Origin of the sequence: Nocardia sp. NPDC051929 (assembly GCF_044548645.1) — a bacterium.
In the GTDB taxonomy this organism is placed as follows: domain Bacteria; phylum Actinomycetota; class Actinomycetes; order Mycobacteriales; family Mycobacteriaceae; genus Nocardia; species Nocardia sichangensis.
In genome coordinates this window covers 1-18,991 of the sequence record NZ_JBIUCG010000007.1, presented here as the reverse complement: position 1 = coordinate 18,991, position 18,991 = coordinate 1, and the positions used below count along the sequence as shown (strand labels likewise).

Here is an 18,991-nt window from a genome sequence, read left to right as displayed (position 1 = left end):
CGCCGCTGACCGCCCGGCATTCATCGCCGTCCGGACAGGCGCGCTCGACAACATGGCCGATGTTCGGATGCCGCACCGCCGGGCAGCCTCGGCGGCGTGCCCGCGCCGGCCCGTATCTACGCGCCTTGCCCTGGACCGGGATCGGCGCGGAGCGCGAACCGAGCAACCCGGGCGGAAAATACGGTGCACTGGATACGTGTGCATTCGAACGGAGTTTCGACACGCAGAGAGCGCCGCCGAATGCGCCGCTCATCCGGATATTCGAGGGAGGTCATGAATTTCCCGCACTCGGCGTGTCGCCTTCTGCTCGGAGAGCGCCACATTGACCACGGGCGGAGGTCGGTTTAATCTCACTCCGATCACACATATGTTCGAGCGATCATGTCTCCACCACTCGACATGAGACCTGCTCTTGGGAAGGCTCGCGATGCCCGACGAATCCTCGAACGATAGTTCCGAGATTGCCGCGCTGGCACAGCAAGTCGAGACCGCGCGCGGCAAACTGCCCCTGCAGCTCGATCCGGCGCTGCTGGAGGTGCTGTCCGAACGCGAGATCGCCGCGGAGCGCGAGCTGGCGGAATGGATTCGCGCGCGCCGGCGCGAGCAGCGGCGACGGGCCATCGAGGCGGAACTGGCCACCGAACGGCGCGACCGGAAGTCGTCCGCGGCGTTGCGCCGCTCGGAGGAGGCCGACGCCCGCTGGCATCGGCGCGCACTGGCGGCGCGGCGTCGGGCGTCGAGCCAGGACGCGCGCCTGGCGCAGCTCTACCGGCGGGCGGAGTGGTCGTCGCGCGCCTTGATCGCCGTCGTCGTGCTCGGCATGGTGTGGGCCGGTGTCAACGTGCAGCACAATCTGGTGCCCAGCGGCGACATGGCCGATCCGCTGTACTGGTTGAGCTACGGCATCGAGGCGATGATCTCGATCCCGATCATCACCATCATGGTGGCGGCGACGACCGCGGCGCGATGGGGCCGGGAGCTGGCGCGCGGCAAGGTGATCTTCTTCGAGGCGGCGCTGCTCGGCACGACCGTCGCACTGAACACGGGACCGCATCTCGCCGCGGGCGACCTCGGCCGCGCCGCCGAATACGCGATCGCTCCGGTGATGGTCGGCGTCGTGATCTGGTTGCACGCCTGGGTTTCCGCGCGGTACGCGGTGCTGATCGACGGCGCGCCGGTGATCGATCCCGACCCGCGAACGATCCGTCTCGATGCGCGACTCGCCACGGGCATGCAGGCGGAAGCGAGTAGTCGCCCCTCGCTCGACGCAGCGGCGAACAGCGGCCGATTTCCCTGGGAAACCTATGCAGGCGTGACCGGTGGCCGCGAGGCGCACCACGACGCGAATCACGGAGCGCAAACCGATCATCGGGGCGGTGCCGACCTCCATCACGCCGGGAGTGAAGCCTCGACCCACCACGCTGTCCCGACCGAAATGACGGGCACTCGTCCCGCAGGACGCCCCGACGAGTTCAGCTCGGCCGCACCGGTCATGCCTGTCCCGGCACGCGTCGATCCCGCAAAGTCGGCGACCAATGGTCACGCGGTCGGATCGCGGATCAACGGCCACCCCATCACTGTCGACCGCGTCGGGTCCACCGCGGCGGCCCCTGGCAACGGCGAAGTGCGCGAGGGCTTCAGCACTTCGGGCCTCGCCGATACTCGCACGGCCAACGGTCACGCGGTCGATACGCCGATCAACGGCCACCCCGTCGACGGTGCCCCACTCGCGGGTGCGAATCCTGTGCACAGCGAAGTGGGCGAGAACTTCACTACCTCGGGTTCCGCCGACGAGCGCCCGGCCAACGGCCACGCGACCGATACCGGCATGAACGGTGTCGCACTCCCGCACACGACGAACGGCCACCCCGTCGAGCCCACCGTCAATGGCCACACCCGCGGCGACCTGTCCGTGAACGGCCACGTCCTGCCGATCGACGGCAAGGCCAGCCGGACACCTGTCAACGGGAACGGGCACCCGCGCATCAACGGACATACCTTGCGCCCGGCCACCAACGGTCACACGGTGCCGACCCCCGCTGAGGGCACTGAACGGCACCCGCGAGTCAATGGAAAGACCTTCCGCCCTGGCACCGACGATGACACCACCGAGTTCCCGGCGACCGGAGACGCTCGAGTCAACGGGCACGACACTGTTACAACCGTCAATGGTCACGCCGCCGGGACGCCCACAGGCATCAACGCGCACGCGCTTCCGGTCCACCGGCACACCGCCCCCGCCACTGAAGACCACACGGACACCCTCGCTCCCCATGGAAGCCCGGTTCCGTCTGCCACCAACGGCCGCGAGTTGACGACTTCCCCGACACATCCGGATTCATCTGCCGCCCAGCATGTCTCGCAAGTCCAGTCGGACGGACGTTCGACCCGGTCGGCCGATCCCGAAGCAGCGCAGCCTTCACCGGCCGACTTCGAGCACGGAACGCCGAGCCGAGTGCGAACGCATGCGTCCGATATCGGTGAACCGCGCCCAGAACCCGCGCAACCTGCACAACAGATTTCGCTGGACGGACTCGAGTTCGACGAACGTCCCTCCACTCAGACGAACAGCGCGACGCCGCCACTTCCGCCCGCCGGTCGAGGCGAACGCTCGGCCGATCGCGTGCATCGAGGAGACGACGCCGCCCGGCGTCCCGGCTCCACCGAACCGATGCACACCCAGTCCCCCGCAATCGCCGACACCGCCGCACAGGTGCACCCCAACGCCACCGCCCCGCGCGCGGCGAAACGCGGAAAGTCGATGTCCGCAGAGCAGAACGACCACTCCGCCGACGCGGAGAGCGAACAACTGGCCCTCGAGGAAACCCCCGAGCTTTCGCCCCTCCCCATCGCACCGATGCCGATCCTCGAGGACGACGACGAGGACGACGAATTCCCCACCGAGCCGGAGGAAGCCGACACCGACGACGACGAAATCTCCGCGATCGCACGAGCCATCACCGACCGCCACCTGTCCGACCTTCCGATCGAGGAGGTCAGAGAGATCCTGACCCTCGCCGATCAGGGCGGCTCGACCCCCGCCATCGCGAACGAACTCGGCGTCCCCCGCTCCGCGGTCACCCGCGTCCTGGACTCCGCCATCAAAGTCCACCGCCCCTACGCGACCATCGGCTGAGCACCGCCGCTCCGAGCGGCTAACGATGGCGCAAAAGCTGGGAAGGCAGGCGCGCCACCATCGAGACGCGAACAGGTCGGCGTGATCGGCCAACGGGTGCAGCGATGAAATCGGCCCGGGCGTCCTCGGTCAACTCGAGATGCGGGCTTCGATGCCGTCGAGCAGGAAGTCGAGGCCCATGCGGAAGGTTTGGTCGGCGTCGAGGTGGGCGGCGTCGCGTACGACCGTCTCCAGCGCGGGGAATCGGCCGGTCGCGAAGGCTCGCTCCAGATAAGGGCCGAAGGCGATCTGCCACTGGTTCTCGTCCATCCCGGTGGCCCGCTCGGCGCGCCGGTCGGCGATCTCCCGGCGCACCGCGCCGATCACGTACGCGTTGACCGCGGCGACCACCGGCATGGCCATGTCCACGTCGACGCCGCCCAGCGCCGCCAGCACGGCCTCCCCTCTGGCCATCGCGTGCGGCCCGAGCTGCGGCCGCCCACCGAGCAGGTCGGCGAACCATTCGTGCTGGTGAGCTGCTTGCCGGGTGGTTTCGGCAAGGGAGCGCAGCACCTCCCGCCAACCGTCTCCGGCCGGCTGGATCTCGGCGTAGACCGCGTCGACCATCAAGTCGAGCAACTCGTCCTTGGTGGCGATGTAGCCGTACAGCCGCATCGGCCCGACGTCCAGCGCGGCGGCGACCTTGCGCAGCGACACCGCCGCCAAGCCGTCCGCGTCGGCCAGCCGGATCGCCGCTCGCACGATCCGCTCCCGGCTCAACGGGGCCGGCGCCGGTCGATTCGGTGGCTCCGGTCGCTCCCACACCAACATGCCGCTGACACTACATCGCATGGTTCGATACAGCGTATTGGATCGCGGCCTGCGACGACACCGTCGTACCGCGGTCGATCACCAGTCTCCCGATCGGTCTGACCTGGCCGTCGAGGCCGGACGTCACGCTGCTCGGCGACGCCGCGCGCCTGATGCCGCCGGTGGGCGAGGGCGCCAACATGGCGCTGCTCGACGGCGCCGCGCTCGGCCTCGCACTGGCCGCGCACTCGGACGACTTTCCCTCCGCCGTAAAAGAATACGAACGCGAGATGTTCGAACACACCAGCGCCGCCGCCGGGATGTCCGCACGGATACAGGAACTCCTGACATCGCCGGACGCCAGCCGGAGAATGCTCGAGTTCTTCCAACCAGGCTGAAGGTATCCGAATACGGCGCTCATGGTTTCCGCCATTCGTCCGGCGCTCGGCACACGACGCGCTCGCTTAGATAGCGCTCAGCGGACACCCCACGCGGGCATGGCGGTTCACAATTCTGGTGGATCTTCATCAGGCCACGCGCGTGTTTCTCGTCCGCGGGCAGGTTGCCGTCCTCACAGTAGTCCTGCACCCAGGAACGCCGAGTCGTCATCGCTGCTCGTCCTCCAGCCGCGCGAAGATCTCACGTGCCGGTACGGATTCGTCCGGTTCGTCCCCGAGATCGAGTAGCCAGGGCAGCACCCAGAACACGAGAATCAGCAGTCCGCCGACAGCGGCTATGACGATCAGGACAGTTGCGAGTTCTGCGGTCATTCGGTGACCTTTCGGCACGTCGTGGGTGGTTGGTTGGCACCCGGCGCCGGGGATTCAGGACTCGACCCGACGCCGGGGCCTGCGGATACTTTGTCCTCGATGAACTCATGCGAAGCGGCACATCGTGTGTCACCGTGGAGGTATGGACGATGCCGGGATCGGGGAACGCACCGTCAGGGCGCGCAAGCTCACCCGGCTCACACAGCAACAGCTCGCGCAGAAGGCGAACGTGTCGGTGTCGCTGTTGCGCAAGGTCGAGCGAGGCGCACGCCCAGCCTCGCCCGCGTTCATCGCGGCCGTGGCCGGGGCACTCAGGGTCGACATCGAGGATCTGACCGGGCAGCCCTATATCCCGGCGCGCGACGATGCCGGAGCGCACGCCACCATCCGCGAGCTGCGCCGGAAAATTCTGGCGTTCAACGACGAACCACTGAATGCGCCGACCACCCTGGAACAGCTGACCACGGCACTGCATCGGGTACAGGCGAGCAGACGACGCGGCCGGTACGGCGACCACACCGCCGAACTGCCGGACGTAATACACGGTTTGCACGCGCTTGCCGCTGACGAGCCATCCGGGCACCGTTTGGAGAGGATCTATTCGACGCTCGCCTACGCATACAACAGTGCGTCATCGATCGCCTACCGCTACGGCTACCTCGACCTCGCCGGACTGGCCGCCGAACGATGCGCGTGGGCCGCCGAACGCAGCGCTGACCCCGTGTGGCCGATCGCGGCGGAATACCATCGCGCGCTGATCCTGCTGTACTCCGGCGCGTATGCCGGTGGACTGCGGATCATCGAGCGCGCACACGCAGCCAGTGAGCAACTACCTGAGACACCGGAAGTCCTCGCGGTGCGGGGCGCGTTGCACCTGCGGGCGTCGATACTGTCTGCCCGTGCGCTCGACGCCGACACCGCCGACACGCATCTTCGAGAAGCGCGCCGGATCGGCGAGACCATCAACTCCGATCGGTATCAGGAGTACGGAACCGGGTTCCATCTGCCGAACGTCGCTATTCACTCCGTCGCCGTCCCGGTCGAGTTGTGCGATGGCACAACCGCCGTCGCACGCGCCGAGCGGATTCGGCTACCGGCATCGGTCACGCCATCCCGCGCTGGACATCACTGGATCGACGTATCCCGCGCGTGGTTACTCCACGGCGACAAGCAGCGTGCCCTCGCCAGTCTCGACCAGGCGCGCCGGATCGCGCCGGAGCTGACACGCAACCACCCCCAGGTCCACGAGACCGTCCGCGTACTCGCCAATGCCCGGCGCGGAACCGACTCCCTGGCCCGGTTCGCGAAGTGGGCCAACGTCAAGATTTGAGTCTCGTACGAAACCATAGCCACGGCCGACCACGCGACGTAGTGCGGTTGGTCAGCGGCCGAGGCGCGGGCGGCGGCCGAGCAGGAACGTGAGGCCGCTCTCAGAGCCCTGGACGCGGCCGCGGGACGCGGCGTTCAGAGAGAGAGCTGGACGAGAAGGGGCGTCGTCGGAGGTGGCGAGACCCCTGCGGTTGATGCGGCCGCATCACCCGTGAGCGGCGGTTATTCGGCCGCCTTGGCATGAGTATCGAGCGTGGCGGCACCGGACAAGGTCTGGACCGCACGCACGGAGTTTCCCGCGCCCGGTGACCGTCCGGTCACGACGTGCGTTCTTTGTGCGGAAAAGGCTGTGCGCCCGATGAATCGGGCGCACAGCTCTATTCCGGTTCACTCATCCGCGGTGTCCGCGAGTTCCGGTCCCGCGCTCAGCTCTCGCCGACCGAAGTGCCGACGACCTCGCGAGACTCCGGTCCAGAGCCCTCGGGCTTCTCGTCCCCATGCCCCGGCCACCACGCCTTGTGCCCGATGAGCGCCGTGAGCGCGGGCGTGAAGAACATCGCCATGACGAAAGCCGCGATCGCGATGCCCACCGAGATGGCGAAGCCCATCTGTGCGAGAACGTTGTTGCCCGCCAGCATCATCGATGCGAAGGTGCCTGCCAGGATCACCCCGGCCGCCGCGATGGTGGGGCCGGTGTGCCGCACGGCCAGCGCTGCGGCCTGTTTCGGTTCGTTGCCCTCGCGCGCTTCTTCCCGTAACCGGGCGACCATGAGGATGTTGTAGTCGGTCCCCAGCGCGACCACGAACAGGTACATGATCACCGGCAGCGTGAAGATCAGACCGGTCTCGCCCCGGAAGTGCTGGAACACCAGCACCGCGGCACCGAGCGTGGCGGCGAAGCCGAGGAACACCGAGGCCATCAGGTACCACGGCGCGACCAGGCTACGCAGCAGCAACCCCAGCACGATCATGATCAGGATCGCCGCCACCGGGAACACGATCGCGTAGTCACGCGCCATCGCTTCCTGGAAGTCGACGAAGACCGAGGTCAGACCACCGACGGCGGCGGTGGCACCGGCGGGCGCCGCGGAATGCGCGACATCGCGCAACGGTCCCTTGACGGTGTCCAGCGCGGCGTCCGACTCCGGCGCGGCAGAGAGCGTCACCGCGAAGTCGGCGATCGACTTGTCCGCGGACAACTTCGGCTCCGCCACCTGTCCCACTCCCGGCACCGCGGCCAGCGCGGCGCGGTAGGCGGCGAGTTGATCGACAGCCAATTCACCACCGCCGGACCGCAACAGGACGTCCGAAGGTTGGGTCGTCCCCGCGGGCAGGCCCTTGACCAATTCCTTGCTGTAGACAACCGATTCGGAGGCCTCCGAAGTTTGCCCCGAGCTGAGGTCGAACGTGGGGTGGAAACCCAAGGCGAAGATCCCGAGCACGACCAGCAAACCGCCGGAGACCGCGGCGAACACAGCGGGCCGCCGGCCGAGCGCATTGCCGATCGCGGTGAATCGCGCACCCTTCGGTTCGATGCGCCACGCCTTGGACGGCCAGAACACCTTGGTGCCCAGCAGCGAGACCACCGCAGGCACCAGCGTCAGCCCCGCCGCCAGCGCGACCGCCACCGCGATCGCCAGCGCCGGGCCCATGGCGCGGAACATGCCGAGCGTGGACAGCACCAGTGCCATGAACGCGATGATCACCGCGCCCGCCGCGGACGTGATCGCCTCACCCACCCGGGTGACGGCGTTGACCATGGCGGTCTTCGAATCCTCGCCCGCGCGCAGCCGCTCGCGGTAGCGGAACATCAGGAACAGGATGTAGTCGGTGCCGACACCGAACAGCACCACCACCAGAATGGCATTGATCGATGCGTCGATCTGCAGGTCGAAGGCCTTGGCCACCACGGCGATCAACCCACTCACCATGCTGGAGATCGCGCCGATCACGACGATCGGCAGCAATGCGATCACCGGGCTGCGGAAGATGACCAGCAACAGCACCAGGATCAGCACGACGGTGGCGATACCGACGATGGCCAGCCCCTTGTCGCCCGATTCCCGCTGATCCAGCACCTGCGCCGCCTGGCCGGTGATGCCCGCCTTCAGCTCGGTGTTCGGGACGCGCGCGGTCAGCTCCTTGCGCAGCGCCTTGACCGCGTCGCCTTGGGTGGTGTCGTTCGGATTCGTCACCTTCGTCATCTGCACCGCGATGATCTGGACCAGGCGGTTCTCCGACGGCGGCGTCGGTTGCATCCCGATGACGTCCTTGACCTGCGCGTCGCGCAGCTCATTGCCGATCGAGACGATCGAAGCGGCGTCCGCACCGGTCAACGGCGTGCCGTCCTTCCGGGCGAACACGATGATCGCCGCGGGAGCGGAGCTGTCCGGGAAAGCCCTCTGCTGCAACTCCAATGCCTGAATGGACTCGTAATGCGAAGGCAGGAAGGCTGATTGGTCGGTAGTGGATTTCAGTTCCGGCGCCGCGGCCACCACCGCGATGGCGAGCAGCACCCACAGGCCGATCACCTTCCACGGATTGTGGACGACCACGGCCCCCAGTCGTGCGAACATCTGCGAATAGATCCTTTCCGGATGTGGAAAAGCGGCGGTATCTCAGATCTGCAGGTCCTGCGAGTTCGGGTGCTCGGCAACGTCGACGACAGTCCGGTAGATGTGCTCCGGAATCCGGCCCCGCAACTCGGCGGGCGAGTCCACGATCTCCACCGTGTAGTCACCCCATTCGCGCTCGCCACTGCCGGGCCGCAGCAGCTCGCGCCAGTTCTTCCATTCGGTCCAGTCGATCGCGACGGACATTTCGCGCCAGTCCGATTCCCTGCGGTGCACCACGAATTTGCCTTTCCGGCTCACGTAGACCCGCACGACGTTCATCCCGACCTTGCCGTATTCGCGGGATTCGCCGAGCAGTCTGCCGAAGAACCGCTGCTGACGCCCGCCGCCCGGACCCACGCGCAACACGATTTGGCGCAGGTCGTCCACGTCGCCCGGCTCGGCCGATTCCTTCACGATGGTGACGCCGCAGGCCTGCTCCTCGACAGTGTCCACGCCGCTCAGGTTGTTCGGATCGGTGGTCATGATTTCCCCGTTTCATAGTTCAGTGCGCATGCAGGCATGCGTCTACCGTCGACCGGCCCACCCCGAATCCGCCTCTACCGGTGCGGATTCGATGTTCCCAGAAAGCCCGGGCCGTCGTCTCACTATAAGTAGATGTATACGTATAGCGCAAGACCCGCGCGACCGCCGGTCCGACCTGGCGCTGCGCGCCTTCGCTCAGCTAATCGATCTGCCCGACCGGATATCCGTGTTCGAGATACCGGGGACAGCCGTCGATGTATGCCAGGTGTGCTTGCCGCAGACGCCGAGCCAGACGCGGCAACACGTAGTCATGAACGCCGGCGACCGAGACCCACCGCCAGGCATCGAGTTCCGACTCCTGCAATCGGAGGACCCGCTCATCGTCGCCGAGTGCACCGCAGTCGAATATGTACAGGACCTTGTCCCCCTCACCAGGGCTCGGCGCCCAGTCGTGCACCAGCAGCCGATGAACGGAACGGCCGATCCCGAGCTCCTCCAAGAGTTCTCGCCGACAAGCCGCAGCGGGCGCCTCCCCCGGCTCCACATACCCACCCGGTAGATCCCACCCATTGCCATACGTCTTGTGCACGAGCAACACGTCATCGCCGCGCACGAACAACGCTCCCGCGGCCAACCGAGCTCGCCCGACCTCCACCACCCTACTCAACCACGGCAGTCCTCGATCACGGTTCATTCCGAGCCTGCGCCCGGTCCACCTTGCCGTGCCAGCTGGGATATGGCGCATCTAGGTATCGGAACGCCAATCGTCCGGCAAGATGCGGAAAGCGGAGTAACGGCCGACGGGCCGCAAGGTTCGAAAATCGCGGCGGTCGAGCGTGAGGATCGCGTCGGTATCGAATTCGTCTGCCAGAGCTACGCATACAGCGTCCACCAGGTCCAGATTCAGATTGCCGTACTTTCCACGGATGTCGACCGCGGCGTGCAGCTGTGCCGCATCGACGCCTGAGATGACGATCCGCGTCGACGCCACCCGGTCGGCGATCAAAGCGAGGATGCCGTCGGCCGCCTCGCGTCCGGCTCGGGAGCTCGCCACATGATGCACCTCGGTCAGCGCCAGCGGACTGACAACGATGGCGCTCGCCGAATCGGCAGCTCGGCGCACCGCAAAGTGCTCAGGGTCCGAGCGATTGAAGAGCGCGAGGATTCCTGAGGTATCTGCGATTACGATCATGCCGGCCGGTTCATCGCATTACGGATGTCATCCTTACCAATGGGCCCACCTAGATCGAAAGTCTCGTCATCGCTGAGCAGTGGCGACTCCCACCTGCGATGTCGCATGAGGTAAGCCCGGACAGCATCACGAGTGATCTCGTGTTTCGAGCGCCCCTCGGCATCCGCTTGCGCATTCAGCGCCGCCTCTTCGTCCTCCGGCAACCGCATGGTCCAAGCCATACACTCATGGTATCAGATCTGATATCAATAGGCTCTTTGTTTATTCCGCCTTCTCAGGCAACAGCAGTGACAAAATCGCGTGGTGCGCGTTCTCGTCACCGGAGCGAACGGCTATCTGGGCCAGGCGGTCGTAAAACTGCTGGCTGGAGCCGGGCACGAGCCGATCGCGATGGTTCGCGACTGCGGTTCGCCTCTACGGGCGCCGACTCGGGTCGCCGACCTGCTGGATGAGGACGGGCTTCGGAAAGCTGTGGACGGCGTGGAGGCGGTGTGCCATCTCGGTGGGCTTACTCGGGCGCGCGAGTCGGCGGCCGATCCGCTGCGGTACTTCCGCGTCAATACCGGCGGGACCGTCGCGTTGCTGGACGCCATGGCCGCCGCCGGAATATCGCGGCTCGTCTTCGCTTCGACCGGCTCGATATACGGAACTCCCGAACGACAGCCGATGACAGAGCGTCTACCCGACGCGCCCCCGCACCCGTACGCGGCGAGCAAGCTGGCCGCCGAGTGGGCGATCGGCGCGCAGGCGGGCACCGGTCGCTTGTCCGCTACCGTGCTGCGCTTGATGAACGTGGCCGGCGGCGCGGATCCCGATCCGACGCGCTTGATTCCCCGAGCATTCGCCGCCGCGAGGAATGGCTCGGCTCTGGAAGTCAACGGCGACGGCAGCGCTGTCCGCGACTATCTGCATATCGACGACGCCGCAGCGGCTTTCGTCGCGGGTATCGAGAACATGCCGCCGAAAGGCGAATTCAGGCGCTTTCTCATCGGCAGCGGCCGCGGCAGCAGCATTCTCGACGTCGTGGCCGCGGTCGAGCGGCGGACCGGACGTCGAATTCAGCTGATCCATCGGCCACCGGCGCCCGAACCGGCCGCCCTGATCAGCGACCCGGCCAAGGCTATGGCCGAATTACCCTGGCGCCCAGCGCAGTCCGATCTGGAAACCATCGTGTGCGACACACCGCGCCGGGGTGACCTCAGCCGGTGAGTCCGGCCTGGCCGAGCAGATAAGCGGTCAGCGGACCGTAGTAACCGGGATGGACTCCGTCATCGAGTGGCACCGTGACCGCGATCTTCCCCTCCGCTTGCCCGGCGAACAGTGCGGGGTCGTTGCTGTCGGCGAATCCCACGGTCTCGATGCCCGCCTCCCCTGCCGCCCCGGCCCAGCCGTGGTCGGCGACGACCAGGTCGGGCCATTGGCCGGTTTCGGCCTCGCGCAACTCCCGCAGGGCCGCCCGCATCGGATGCGGGTCATGAGTGTGTCGCAGCGTGCCGTCGGTGCCCAGCGCGGCAACTTTTGAGGTGTAGACGATCTCGCGATGCTGCGGGCCCCATGGCGTGGTCACCCGATAGGACCACCCGGCAGCCGGCACGAGCACCACGCATCCTGCCGCACGTAACGCGTCCTCGACAGCGCGATAGACGCCCATGAGTGTGTCCGGATGCCCGGTCGCCAGGATCACCGTCTCCCGACGACGAGCGGCGAGCCCGATCCGCGCACCCATCGCGTCGAGCGCGTCGAGCGTCAGGTCGACGTCGATGGTGTCCGGACCCCGCAGATGCCGAGGGTCGGGGCTGACCCCGCACAGACGCGCCATCATCTCCAGCGTCTCGGCGAAGGTCCAATCCTTCAGCGTCAGCCCGAACTGATACCCGGGGTCCTTCGCCACCATCTTGCGATAGTTCGCGAGATTCCCCTCCCGAGGCGTCGCGACATCACCCGCTATCCGCGTTTTCAGCAGATGTTCCCGCAGCAGCGCTCGATCATAGGTCTGTTCAGATCGACTCACATTCCCCACCGCTCATCCTCCGCATCGGCCGTCGGCGCCACCTATCGCAGTTCCGGTCAGGCCAGGAGTCCGCCGGTTTGCTCGATCGCCACCCGCAACACGACAGTACCCATGCAGGGTGGACGGCAAGAGAATTCCTCAGACGCGCCCGGATACGGCGAAGGCCCGCCTCCGAGAACGGGAAGCGGGCCTTCGGGTTTCACGCCGTGCCGGAGAGGCCTACTTGGCCTTCTCCAGGACCTCGACCAGACGCCAGCGCTTGGTGGCCGACAGCGGACGGGTCTCCATCAGCTGAACGCGGTCGCCGATGCCCGCGACCTCGTTCTCGTCGTGCGCCTTCACCTTCGAGGTGGTGCGAATGATCTTGCCGTAGAGCGGGTGCCGGTTGCGGTCTTCCAGCTCGACGACGATCGTCTTGTTCATCTTGTCCGAGACAACGTAGCCGACCCGCACCTTACGGGTACCGCGCTGCCCTTCTGCTTTGTCGCTCATGCGGCATCTCCCTTGCCAGCGGGTCCGGTGGCCAGACCGAGCTCGCGCTCACGCATGACCGTGTAGATGCGCGCGATCTCGTGACGGACGACGCGCAGACGACGGTTGTTGTCCAGCTGACCCGTCGCCATCTGGAAGCGCAGGTTGAACAGCTCTTCCTTGGAGTCGCGCAGCTTGGCCACCAACTCCTCTTCGGTGAGCTCGCGGAGCTCTGCGGCCGGTGTTCCGGTAGCCATCAGAACTGCTCCTCCCTGGTCACGATCCTGCACTTCATCGGGAGCTTGTGCATCGCGCGGCGCAGGGCCTCACGAGCGGTCTCCTCGTTCGGGTAGCTCATCTCGAACATCACGCGACCGGGCTTGACGTTCGCGACCCACCACTCCGGCGAACCCTTACCGGAACCCATGCGGGTCTCGGCGGGCTTCTTGGTCAGCGGGCGATCCGGGTAGATGTTGATCCAGATCTTGCCGCCACGGCGGATATGGCGAGTCATCGCGATACGCGCCGACTCGATCTGCCGGTTGGTGACGTAGGCCGGCTCCAGCGCCTGGATGCCGAATTCGCCGAACGCCACCGAGGTGCCGCCCTTGGCCGTACCGGAACGGCCAGGGTGGTGCTGCTTGCGGTGCTTCACCTTGCGAGGCATCAGCATGCGTCAGCCCTCCTGTGTCTCTGCCGGGGCGTCGGCCACCGCGGTGGCGGCGCGCCCGGCCTCGGTGCTGGTCGCGGTGGTGCCGGTGGAACCGGACCGACGCGGGCGGCTCGGCCGCTCCCGGCGCGGACGCTCGGGCGCGGCGGCAGCGGCGGCCAGCTCACGCTTGCCACCGACGATGTCGCCCTTGTAGATCCAGACCTTCACGCCGATGCGACCGAAGGTGGTCCTGGCCTCGTAGAGGCCGTAGTCGACGTCGGCGCGCAGCGTGTGCAGCGGCACCCGACCCTCGCGGTAGAACTCCGAGCGCGACATTTCCGCGCCGCCGAGGCGGCCCGAGCACTGCACACGGATGCCCTTGACGTTCGGCGAACGCATGGCCGACTGGATGGCCTTGCGCATCGCGCGACGGAACGCCACACGGTTGGACAGCTGCTCGGCGACGGCCTGGGCGACCAGCTGCGCATCCGACTCGGGGTTCTTGACCTCGAGGATGTTCAGCTGCACCTGCTTGCCGGTCAGCTTCTCCAGCTCGGCGCGGATGCGGTCGGCCTCGGCGCCGCGGCGGCCGATCACGATGCCGGGCCGCGCGGTGTGGATGTCCACCCGCACGCGGTCACGGGTGCGCTCGATCTCGACCTTGGAGATGCCCGCCCGCTCCATGCCGGTGGCCAGCAGCTTGCGGATCGCGACGTCTTCCTTCACGTAGTCCGCGTACTGCTTGTCCGCGTACCAACGTGACTTCCAGTCGGTGGTGATACCGAGGCGGAAGCCGTGGGGGTTGATCTTCTGTCCCATTTACTTTGCCCCTCCCTTCCGGCGGTTACGAGTGGCTCCACCGGCGGTGGGGATGCTCTCGACCTCGATGGTGATGTGGCTGGTGCGCTTGCGGATGCGGAACGCACGGCCCTGGGCACGCGGCTGGAACCGCTTCAGGGTGGCACCCTCGTCGACGTAGGCCGTCGAGATCACCAGCGTGGCCGGGTTCAGGCCGAGGTTGTTCTCGGCGTTGGCCGCGGCGCTCGCGACGACCTTGGCGACCGGCTCGCTCGCGGCCTGAGGCGCGAACTTCAGCAGGGCGAGGGCGTCCTCGACACGCTTGCCGCGGACCAGGTCCACGACACGGCGTGCCTTCATCGGGGTGACGCGAACGTGCTTGGCGGTCGCGCGCGCAGTCGGGTTCTGAGTCTCAGTCGTCGTCATCGCCGCTTGCTCTTCCGGTCTTCCTTGACGTGGCTCTTGAACGTCCTGGTCGGCGCGAACTCACCGAGCTTGTGCCCGACCATGTTGTCCGAGATGAACACCGGCACGTGCTTGCGGCCGTCGTGCACCGCGAACGTGTGACCGATGAAATCGGGGATGATGGTCGAACGACGCGACCAGGTCTTGATGACCTGCTTGGTGCCCTTCTCGTTCTGCACGTCCACCTTCGCGAGGAGGTGGTCGTCGACGAACGGGCCTTTCTTGAGGCTGCGTGGCATTTCTTACCTCCTCCTTCAGCGCTTCTTGCCGGTCTTGCGGCGGCGGACGATGAGCTTGTCGCTCGGACGGTTGGGCTTGCGGGTGCGGCCTTCCGGCTGACCCCAGGGCGAGACCGGGTGGCGACCACCGGAGGTCTTGCCCTCACCACCACCATGCGGGTGGTCGACCGGGTTCATGACGACACCACGGACCGTGGGGCGGCGGCCCTTCCATCGCATGCGGCCGGCCTTGCCCCAGTTGATGTTCGACTGCTCGGCGTTGCCGACCTCGCCGACGGTGGCGCGGCAGCGCACGTCGACGCGACGGATCTCACCGGAAGGCATACGCAGCGTGGCGTAGGGGCCCTCCTTACCCAGCAGCTGGATGCTCATGCCCGCCGAGCGGGCCAGCTTGGCGCCGCCGCCCGGACGCAGCTCCACCGCGTGGATCGTGGTACCGGTCGGGATGTTGCGCAGCGGCAGGTTGTTACCCGGCTTGATGTCGGCCGTCGGGCCGGACTCGATGCGGGTGCCCTGCGTCACGCCCTTGGGGGCGATGATGTAGCGCTTCTCGCCGTCCACGAAGTGCAGCAGCGCGATGTTCGCGGTGCGGTTCGGGTCGTACTCGATGTGCGCGACCTTGGCCGGGATCCCGTCCTTGTCCAGACGACGGAAGTCGATCAGACGGTAGGCGCGCTTGTGCCCGCCACCGCGGTGCCGGGTGGTGATCCGGCCGTGGGCGTTGCGGCCGCCGGACTTGGTCAGCGGGCGCAGCAGCGACTTCTCCGGGGTCGACCGGGTGATCTCGGCGAAGTCCGAGACGCTGGAGCCGCGGCGGCCCGGCGTAGTCGGCTTGTACTTACGGATTGCCATGAGTTCTTCTCTGCTTTCTGGATTCCCGGGCGCTTACGCGACCGGGCCTCCGAAGATCTCGATGGGCTTGCTGTCGGCCGAGATGGTCACGAGCGCGCGCTTGGTGCTCTTGCGCTTGCCGTAACCGAAGCGGGTCCGCTTGCGCTTGCCCTGACGGTTGGCGGTGTTGACGCTGGTCACCTTCACACCGAAGACCTTCTCCACGGCGATCTTGATCTGCGTCTTGTTCGAGTCCGGGTGCACCAGGAAGGTGTAGGTGCCTTCCTCGATCAGTCCGTAGGACTTCTCGGAGATGACCGGCGCCAGCAGAATGTCGCGGGGGTCGGCGATGGTGGTCACTTGCTCTCCTCCTGTGCAGCCTCGGCCGGGCCGTGCACGAACGCGTTGAGCGCCTCGACGCTGAACACCACGTCGTCGCTGTTGAGCACGTCGTAGGTGTTGAGCTGGTCCGGGGCGATCGGGTGCACGTTCTGCAGGTTCGCCACGCTCTTCCACGCGGCGACGTCCTCGCGGCCGACCACGACCAGGAGCTTCTTGCGGTCCGACAGCTCGGCCAGGAAGCTCTTGGCGGTCTTGGTGGACGGGGTCTGGCCCGCCACCAGTTCGGTGATCACGTGGATGCGCTCGTTGCGCGCCCGGTCGGACAGGGCGCCACGCAGGGCGGCGACCTTCATCTTCTTGGGCAGGCGCTGGGTGTAGTCGCGCGGCTGCGGGCCGTGCACGGTGCCACCGCCGGTGAACTGCGGCGCGCGGGTCGAACCCTGGCGGGCGCGACCGGTGCCCTTCTGCCGGTACGGCTTCTTGCCGCCGCCGGAGACCTGGCCACGGGTCTTGGTCGCGTGCGTGCCCTGGCGGGCCGCGGCCTGCTGAGCCACGACGACCTGGTGCATCAGCGCGATGTTGGCGGTCACGTCGAAGATCTCCGCGGGGAGGTCGACGGTGCCGTTGGTCTTGCCGCCGATCTCCTTGACCGGCAGCGTCAGGTTCGCCTTCTTCTCGAGGCTCGTCATGCGTGCGCACCACCCTTCACGGCGCTCTTGACGATCACGACGCCGCCCTTGCGACCCGGGATCGCTCCCTTGATCAGCAGCAGGCCGTTCTCGGCGTCGACCTTGTGCACCGACAGGTTCTGCGTGGTGACGCGGTCGTTACCCATCCGGCCCGACATGCGCATGCCCTTGAACACGCGGCCGGGGGTGGCGCAGCCACCGATCGAGCCCGGACGGCGGTGCACGGCCTGCGCACCGTGCGAGGCGCCCTGGCCACGGAAGCCGTGGCGCTTCATGGTGCCCGCGAAGCCCTTGCCCTTGCTGGTGCCGGTGACGTCGACGTAGCTGCCCTCTTCGAACACCTCGGCGCTGATCTCCTGGCCGACCTCGAAGGTGGAGGCGTCCGCGACGCGGATCTCGGCGACGTGGCGGCGCGGCGTGACACCGGCCTTGGTGAACTGGCCGGAGACCGGCTTGGTCACCTTGCGCGGATCGATGGCGCCGAAGGCGACCTGGACGGCGCTGTAGCCGTCGCGCTCCACGGTGCGGATCTGGGTGACGACGTTCGGCCCGGCCTTGATGACGGTCACGGGAACGACGCGGTTGTTGTCGTCGAAGACCTGGGTCATGCCGAGCTTGGTGCCCAGGATGCCGGCGGCCGGCCTGTTCTTGTTGTCAGTCATGTCTCGAGTCCCCGTCACTGAATGTTGACGTCGACGCTGGCCGGCAGGTCGATGCGCATGAGCGCGTCCACCGTCTTCGGCGTCGGGTCGAGGATGTCGATAAGCCGCTTGTGCGTACGCATCTCGAAGTGCTCGCGCGAGTCCTTGTACTTGTGCGGCGAACGGATGACGCAGTACACGTTCTTCTCGGTCGGCAACGGCACCGGGCCGACGACGCGTGCCCCGGTGCGGGTCACCGTCTCCACGATCTTGCGCGCCGATGCGTCGATCGCCTCGTGGTCATAGGCCTTGAGCCTGATGCGGATCTTTTGTCCCGCCACGCTAAGTGTCCTTTTCTCCGCTTTCCTTCGTGGTCCGGAAGCCCGGCTATACCAGTCCTCTGGACCACCCTCATTTGCACAGCCCGAACACACGAAGACGTCTCAGTGGAGACCCTGACCGGGCACGCCCGATCTCGCCGCTGTTCATCTGTCATGGTTCTCCGGTACACGCGGTCGGGCGTGTCGCCCGTCCGCTCATTCCTCGGCCTCGGATCGCAATGCATCTCAGGCCTGGAACACTGTCCCGGACGTACCCACGCCAGAAACCCGGCGAGGTACTCGATGGGGTACTGCTCGCCCCGCCCGACCAGCTGTTTCACCTGGAAACAGACACGGCCCGGTGCAAGGCAACCCGAACAGTATGCACGATCCCCGCGAGTCACTTCAAATCGGTGGGGCTGGCCACGAACTTACTTTTGAGTAAGATACGCCGCATGGCAAAAGAGACCGTGACCTATCGCGGCTGGAAGAAGCTGCCGGACAACCGGCTGGGGCATGCCCTGTTCTCGCTCGGGATGGTGGCGCGGGTGCCCTACTTCGGCACCGTGTTGCCGAACGTGGTCCGGCTCGAACCGGGGTTGTGCGAGGTCACCTCGCCGAAGTGGTTCGGCATCCACAACCATCTGGGCACCTTCCACGCGATCGCGGCGTGCAATCTGGCCGAGGTCGCGATGGGCATGCTCAGCGAGGCGACCGTGCCCGCGACGCACCGATGGATCCCCAAGGCGATGAACGTGCGATATCTGGCGAAAGCCGAGACCGGGCTGCGGGCCGTCGCGCAACTGGCCGAGATCCCCGACTTCGCGAGCATCACCGAGGGGCGCGAGCTGGTGGTGCCGGTGTCGATCTACGACAAGCACGGCGTGGAAGTGGTACACGCGGACATCACCACCTGGGTCACACCGAAGTAGCCGGCCTCCGCGAGCCGCGCGCGTCCGGTCTCGCGAAAGCTGTCCGTGGTTCGACCGGGGCCGGAACCGATGCGTCGCCCGCGACGAGTCGCCCCTGATCGATGTGCAGGATGTTCTCCGCGCATCCGGCGAGATCGTCGGCGAGACAAGCAGAAACGACGATCGTCATGTCCTGGCGCGCGAGAGCTCGCAGCATTCCGGCCAGATAGCGACGCCCGTCGTGGTCCAAGTCGGCCATCGGGTTGTCCAGTACGAGTGCCGTCGTACCCGCGGCCAGCGCTCTGGC

The 18,991-nt window shown here is 66.8% G+C and carries 24 protein-coding genes and 1 pseudogene; 5 read left to right on the top strand and 20 right to left on the bottom strand.

Features of this window, described 5'->3' with window-relative positions:
* Positions 1-427: 427 nt before the first annotated feature.
* Positions 428-3,136, top strand: a complete 2,709-nt coding sequence (locus tag ACIHAX_RS10685) for a hypothetical protein (RefSeq protein WP_397277011.1) — start codon at positions 428-430, stop codon at positions 3,134-3,136.
* Between the two features lie 129 nt (positions 3,137-3,265).
* Here ACIHAX_RS10685 and ACIHAX_RS10680 read toward each other — a convergent pair whose 3' ends face one another.
* A complete protein-coding gene (locus ACIHAX_RS10680) occupies positions 3,266-3,877 on the bottom strand; it encodes a TetR/AcrR family transcriptional regulator (RefSeq protein ID WP_397277009.1) in 612 nt (203 codons plus the stop codon).
* Between the two features lie 83 nt (positions 3,878-3,960).
* Between ACIHAX_RS10680 and ACIHAX_RS10675 the strand changes: the two genes are divergently transcribed.
* Positions 3,961-4,323, top strand: coding sequence for an FAD-dependent monooxygenase (locus tag ACIHAX_RS10675; RefSeq protein ID WP_397277204.1), 363 nt, complete (start codon positions 3,961-3,963; stop codon positions 4,321-4,323).
* 207 nt (positions 4,324-4,530) lie between these two features.
* Here the strand turns inward: ACIHAX_RS10675 and ACIHAX_RS10670 are convergent, their stop codons facing one another.
* Positions 4,531-4,695 (bottom strand): hypothetical protein, encoded by a 165-nt coding sequence (locus ACIHAX_RS10670; protein WP_364430678.1) that lies wholly within the window; start codon positions 4,693-4,695, stop codon positions 4,531-4,533.
* A 142-nt stretch (positions 4,696-4,837) separates the two neighbouring features.
* Here ACIHAX_RS10670 and ACIHAX_RS10665 point away from each other — a divergent pair, with 142 nt between their 5' ends.
* Positions 4,838-6,025 (top strand): helix-turn-helix domain-containing protein, encoded by a 1,188-nt coding sequence (locus ACIHAX_RS10665; RefSeq protein ID WP_397277007.1) that lies wholly within the window; start codon positions 4,838-4,840, stop codon positions 6,023-6,025.
* A gap of 424 nt (positions 6,026-6,449) precedes the next feature.
* Here the strand turns inward: ACIHAX_RS10665 and ACIHAX_RS10660 are convergent, their stop codons facing one another.
* The 5 genes from ACIHAX_RS10660 to ACIHAX_RS10640 all read right to left on the bottom strand — a co-directional run bounded on the left by ACIHAX_RS10660 (position 6,450) and on the right by ACIHAX_RS10640 (position 10,535).
* Positions 6,450-8,600 (bottom strand): MMPL family transporter, encoded by a 2,151-nt coding sequence (locus tag ACIHAX_RS10660; RefSeq protein ID WP_397277005.1) that lies wholly within the window; start codon positions 8,598-8,600, stop codon positions 6,450-6,452.
* Positions 8,601-8,642: 42 nt separating this feature from the next.
* The gene (locus ACIHAX_RS10655; protein ID WP_364430669.1) at positions 8,643-9,122 is read right to left on the bottom strand and encodes an EXLDI protein; all 480 of its coding nucleotides are present in this window, start codon (positions 9,120-9,122) and stop codon (positions 8,643-8,645) included.
* Positions 9,123-9,321: 199 nt separating this feature from the next.
* Positions 9,322-9,780 (bottom strand): NUDIX domain-containing protein, encoded by a 459-nt coding sequence (locus ACIHAX_RS10650; RefSeq protein ID WP_397277202.1) that lies wholly within the window; start codon positions 9,778-9,780, stop codon positions 9,322-9,324.
* Between the two features lie 87 nt (positions 9,781-9,867).
* The gene (locus ACIHAX_RS10645; RefSeq protein WP_397277003.1) at positions 9,868-10,314 is read right to left on the bottom strand and encodes a type II toxin-antitoxin system VapC family toxin; all 447 of its coding nucleotides are present in this window, start codon (positions 10,312-10,314) and stop codon (positions 9,868-9,870) included.
* Complete coding sequence (locus ACIHAX_RS10640) at positions 10,311-10,535, bottom strand: CopG family transcriptional regulator (protein WP_051046219.1); 225 nt, start codon at positions 10,533-10,535, stop codon at positions 10,311-10,313. The genes ACIHAX_RS10645 and ACIHAX_RS10640 overlap by 4 nt, the downstream gene beginning before the upstream one ends.
* An 82-nt stretch (positions 10,536-10,617) precedes the next feature.
* On the opposite strand from ACIHAX_RS10640, the gene ACIHAX_RS10635 reads away from it, so the two are divergent.
* Positions 10,618-11,523 carry an NAD-dependent epimerase/dehydratase family protein gene (locus tag ACIHAX_RS10635; RefSeq protein ID WP_397277001.1) on the top strand — a complete coding sequence of 302 codons (906 nt, stop codon included), beginning with the start codon at positions 10,618-10,620 and terminating at the stop codon, positions 11,521-11,523.
* Here ACIHAX_RS10635 and ACIHAX_RS10630 read toward each other — a convergent pair.
* The 12 genes from ACIHAX_RS10630 to rpsJ form a co-directional block, all read right to left on the bottom strand.
* Positions 11,513-12,325 carry a phosphatase gene (locus ACIHAX_RS10630; RefSeq protein WP_364430663.1) on the bottom strand — a complete coding sequence of 271 codons (813 nt, stop codon included), beginning with the start codon at positions 12,323-12,325 and terminating at the stop codon, positions 11,513-11,515. The two genes, ACIHAX_RS10635 and ACIHAX_RS10630, sit on opposite strands and share 11 nt — an antisense overlap.
* Positions 12,326-12,544: 219 nt before the next feature.
* Entirely contained in the window at positions 12,545-12,817 is a 273-nt protein-coding gene (rpsQ, locus tag ACIHAX_RS10625; RefSeq protein ID WP_355076029.1) for a 30S ribosomal protein S17, read from the bottom strand.
* Positions 12,814-13,053, bottom strand: coding sequence for a 50S ribosomal protein L29 (rpmC, locus tag ACIHAX_RS10620; RefSeq protein ID WP_040864843.1), 240 nt, complete (start codon positions 13,051-13,053; stop codon positions 12,814-12,816). Before rpmC ends, rpsQ begins: the two co-directional genes overlap by 4 nt.
* Positions 13,053-13,469 carry a 50S ribosomal protein L16 gene (gene rplP / locus ACIHAX_RS10615; protein ID WP_039795447.1) on the bottom strand — a complete coding sequence of 139 codons (417 nt, stop codon included), beginning with the start codon at positions 13,467-13,469 and terminating at the stop codon, positions 13,053-13,055. The genes rpmC and rplP overlap by 1 nt, the downstream gene beginning before the upstream one ends.
* A 3-nt stretch (positions 13,470-13,472) precedes the next feature.
* Positions 13,473-14,267, bottom strand: coding sequence for a 30S ribosomal protein S3 (rpsC, locus tag ACIHAX_RS10610; RefSeq protein ID WP_039795445.1), 795 nt, complete (start codon positions 14,265-14,267; stop codon positions 13,473-13,475).
* Positions 14,268-14,672 (bottom strand): 50S ribosomal protein L22, encoded by a 405-nt coding sequence (gene rplV, locus ACIHAX_RS10605; protein WP_039795443.1) that lies wholly within the window; start codon positions 14,670-14,672, stop codon positions 14,268-14,270.
* Positions 14,669-14,950 carry a 30S ribosomal protein S19 gene (gene rpsS / locus ACIHAX_RS10600; RefSeq protein ID WP_014981659.1) on the bottom strand — a complete coding sequence of 94 codons (282 nt, stop codon included), beginning with the start codon at positions 14,948-14,950 and terminating at the stop codon, positions 14,669-14,671. The genes rplV and rpsS overlap by 4 nt, the downstream gene beginning before the upstream one ends.
* A gap of 15 nt (positions 14,951-14,965) precedes the next feature.
* Positions 14,966-15,802, bottom strand: a complete 837-nt coding sequence (rplB, locus tag ACIHAX_RS10595) for a 50S ribosomal protein L2 (RefSeq protein ID WP_039795441.1) — start codon at positions 15,800-15,802, stop codon at positions 14,966-14,968.
* Positions 15,803-15,835: 33 nt separating this feature from the next.
* Positions 15,836-16,141, bottom strand: coding sequence for a 50S ribosomal protein L23 (rplW, locus tag ACIHAX_RS10590; RefSeq protein ID WP_029923608.1), 306 nt, complete (start codon positions 16,139-16,141; stop codon positions 15,836-15,838).
* The gene (gene rplD / locus ACIHAX_RS10585) at positions 16,138-16,812 is read right to left on the bottom strand and encodes a 50S ribosomal protein L4 (RefSeq protein WP_039795438.1); all 675 of its coding nucleotides are present in this window, start codon (positions 16,810-16,812) and stop codon (positions 16,138-16,140) included. Before rplD ends, rplW begins: the two co-directional genes overlap by 4 nt.
* A complete protein-coding gene (gene rplC, locus ACIHAX_RS10580) occupies positions 16,809-17,474 on the bottom strand; it encodes a 50S ribosomal protein L3 (protein ID WP_355076024.1) in 666 nt (221 codons plus the stop codon). The genes rplD and rplC overlap by 4 nt, the downstream gene beginning before the upstream one ends.
* A gap of 14 nt (positions 17,475-17,488) precedes the next feature.
* On the bottom strand, positions 17,489-17,794 hold the full coding sequence (gene rpsJ, locus ACIHAX_RS10575) for a 30S ribosomal protein S10 (RefSeq protein ID WP_003938093.1): 306 nt from the start codon (positions 17,792-17,794) through the stop codon (positions 17,489-17,491).
* 434 nt (positions 17,795-18,228) lie between these two features.
* On the opposite strand from rpsJ, the gene ACIHAX_RS10570 reads away from it, so the two are divergent.
* Positions 18,229-18,705, top strand: a complete 477-nt coding sequence (locus tag ACIHAX_RS10570; RefSeq protein WP_356964871.1) for a hotdog fold domain-containing protein — start codon at positions 18,229-18,231, stop codon at positions 18,703-18,705.
* Here ACIHAX_RS10570 and ACIHAX_RS10565 read toward each other — a convergent pair.
* A pseudogene (locus ACIHAX_RS10565) lies at positions 18,692-18,991 on the bottom strand (hypothetical protein); the annotation flags it as partial. The gene ACIHAX_RS10570 and the pseudogene ACIHAX_RS10565 overlap by 14 nt on opposite strands.

What these genes read in the sequence shown, in the direction of transcription:
- rplD (WP_039795438.1), bottom strand. Translation starts at nt 16,812, where the DNA reads ATGACGAGCCTCGAGAAGAAGGCGAACCTGACGCTGCCGGTCAAGGAG.
- rpsQ (WP_355076029.1), bottom strand. Translation starts at nt 12,817, where the DNA reads ATGAGCGACAAAGCAGAAGGGCAGCGCGGTACCCGTAAGGTGCGGGTC.
- rplV (WP_039795443.1), bottom strand. Translation starts at nt 14,672, where the DNA reads ATGACGACGACTGAGACTCAGAACCCGACTGCGCGCGCGACCGCCAAG.
- ACIHAX_RS10655 (WP_364430669.1), bottom strand. Translation starts at nt 9,122, where the DNA reads ATGACCACCGATCCGAACAACCTGAGCGGCGTGGACACTGTCGAGGAG.
- ACIHAX_RS10685 (WP_397277011.1), top strand. Translation starts at nt 428, where the DNA reads ATGCCCGACGAATCCTCGAACGATAGTTCCGAGATTGCCGCGCTGGCA.
- rpmC (WP_040864843.1), bottom strand. Translation starts at nt 13,053, where the DNA reads ATGGCTACCGGAACACCGGCCGCAGAGCTCCGCGAGCTCACCGAAGAG.
- ACIHAX_RS10665 (WP_397277007.1), top strand. Translation starts at nt 4,838, where the DNA reads ATGGACGATGCCGGGATCGGGGAACGCACCGTCAGGGCGCGCAAGCTC.
- rplC (WP_355076024.1), bottom strand. Translation starts at nt 17,474, where the DNA reads ATGACTGACAACAAGAACAGGCCGGCCGCCGGCATCCTGGGCACCAAG.
- rpsS (WP_014981659.1), bottom strand. Translation starts at nt 14,950, where the DNA reads ATGCCACGCAGCCTCAAGAAAGGCCCGTTCGTCGACGACCACCTCCTC.
- ACIHAX_RS10570 (WP_356964871.1), top strand. Translation starts at nt 18,229, where the DNA reads ATGGCAAAAGAGACCGTGACCTATCGCGGCTGGAAGAAGCTGCCGGAC.
- rplP (WP_039795447.1), bottom strand. Translation starts at nt 13,469, where the DNA reads ATGCTGATGCCTCGCAAGGTGAAGCACCGCAAGCAGCACCACCCTGGC.
- rplB (WP_039795441.1), bottom strand. Translation starts at nt 15,802, where the DNA reads ATGGCAATCCGTAAGTACAAGCCGACTACGCCGGGCCGCCGCGGCTCC.
- ACIHAX_RS10645 (WP_397277003.1), bottom strand. Translation starts at nt 10,314, where the DNA reads ATGATCGTAATCGCAGATACCTCAGGAATCCTCGCGCTCTTCAATCGC.
- ACIHAX_RS10670 (WP_364430678.1), bottom strand. Translation starts at nt 4,695, where the DNA reads ATGACCGCAGAACTCGCAACTGTCCTGATCGTCATAGCCGCTGTCGGC.
- ACIHAX_RS10660 (WP_397277005.1), bottom strand. Translation starts at nt 8,600, where the DNA reads ATGTTCGCACGACTGGGGGCCGTGGTCGTCCACAATCCGTGGAAGGTG.
- rpsC (WP_039795445.1), bottom strand. Translation starts at nt 14,267, where the DNA reads ATGGGACAGAAGATCAACCCCCACGGCTTCCGCCTCGGTATCACCACC.
- ACIHAX_RS10640 (WP_051046219.1), bottom strand. Translation starts at nt 10,535, where the DNA reads ATGGCTTGGACCATGCGGTTGCCGGAGGACGAAGAGGCGGCGCTGAAT.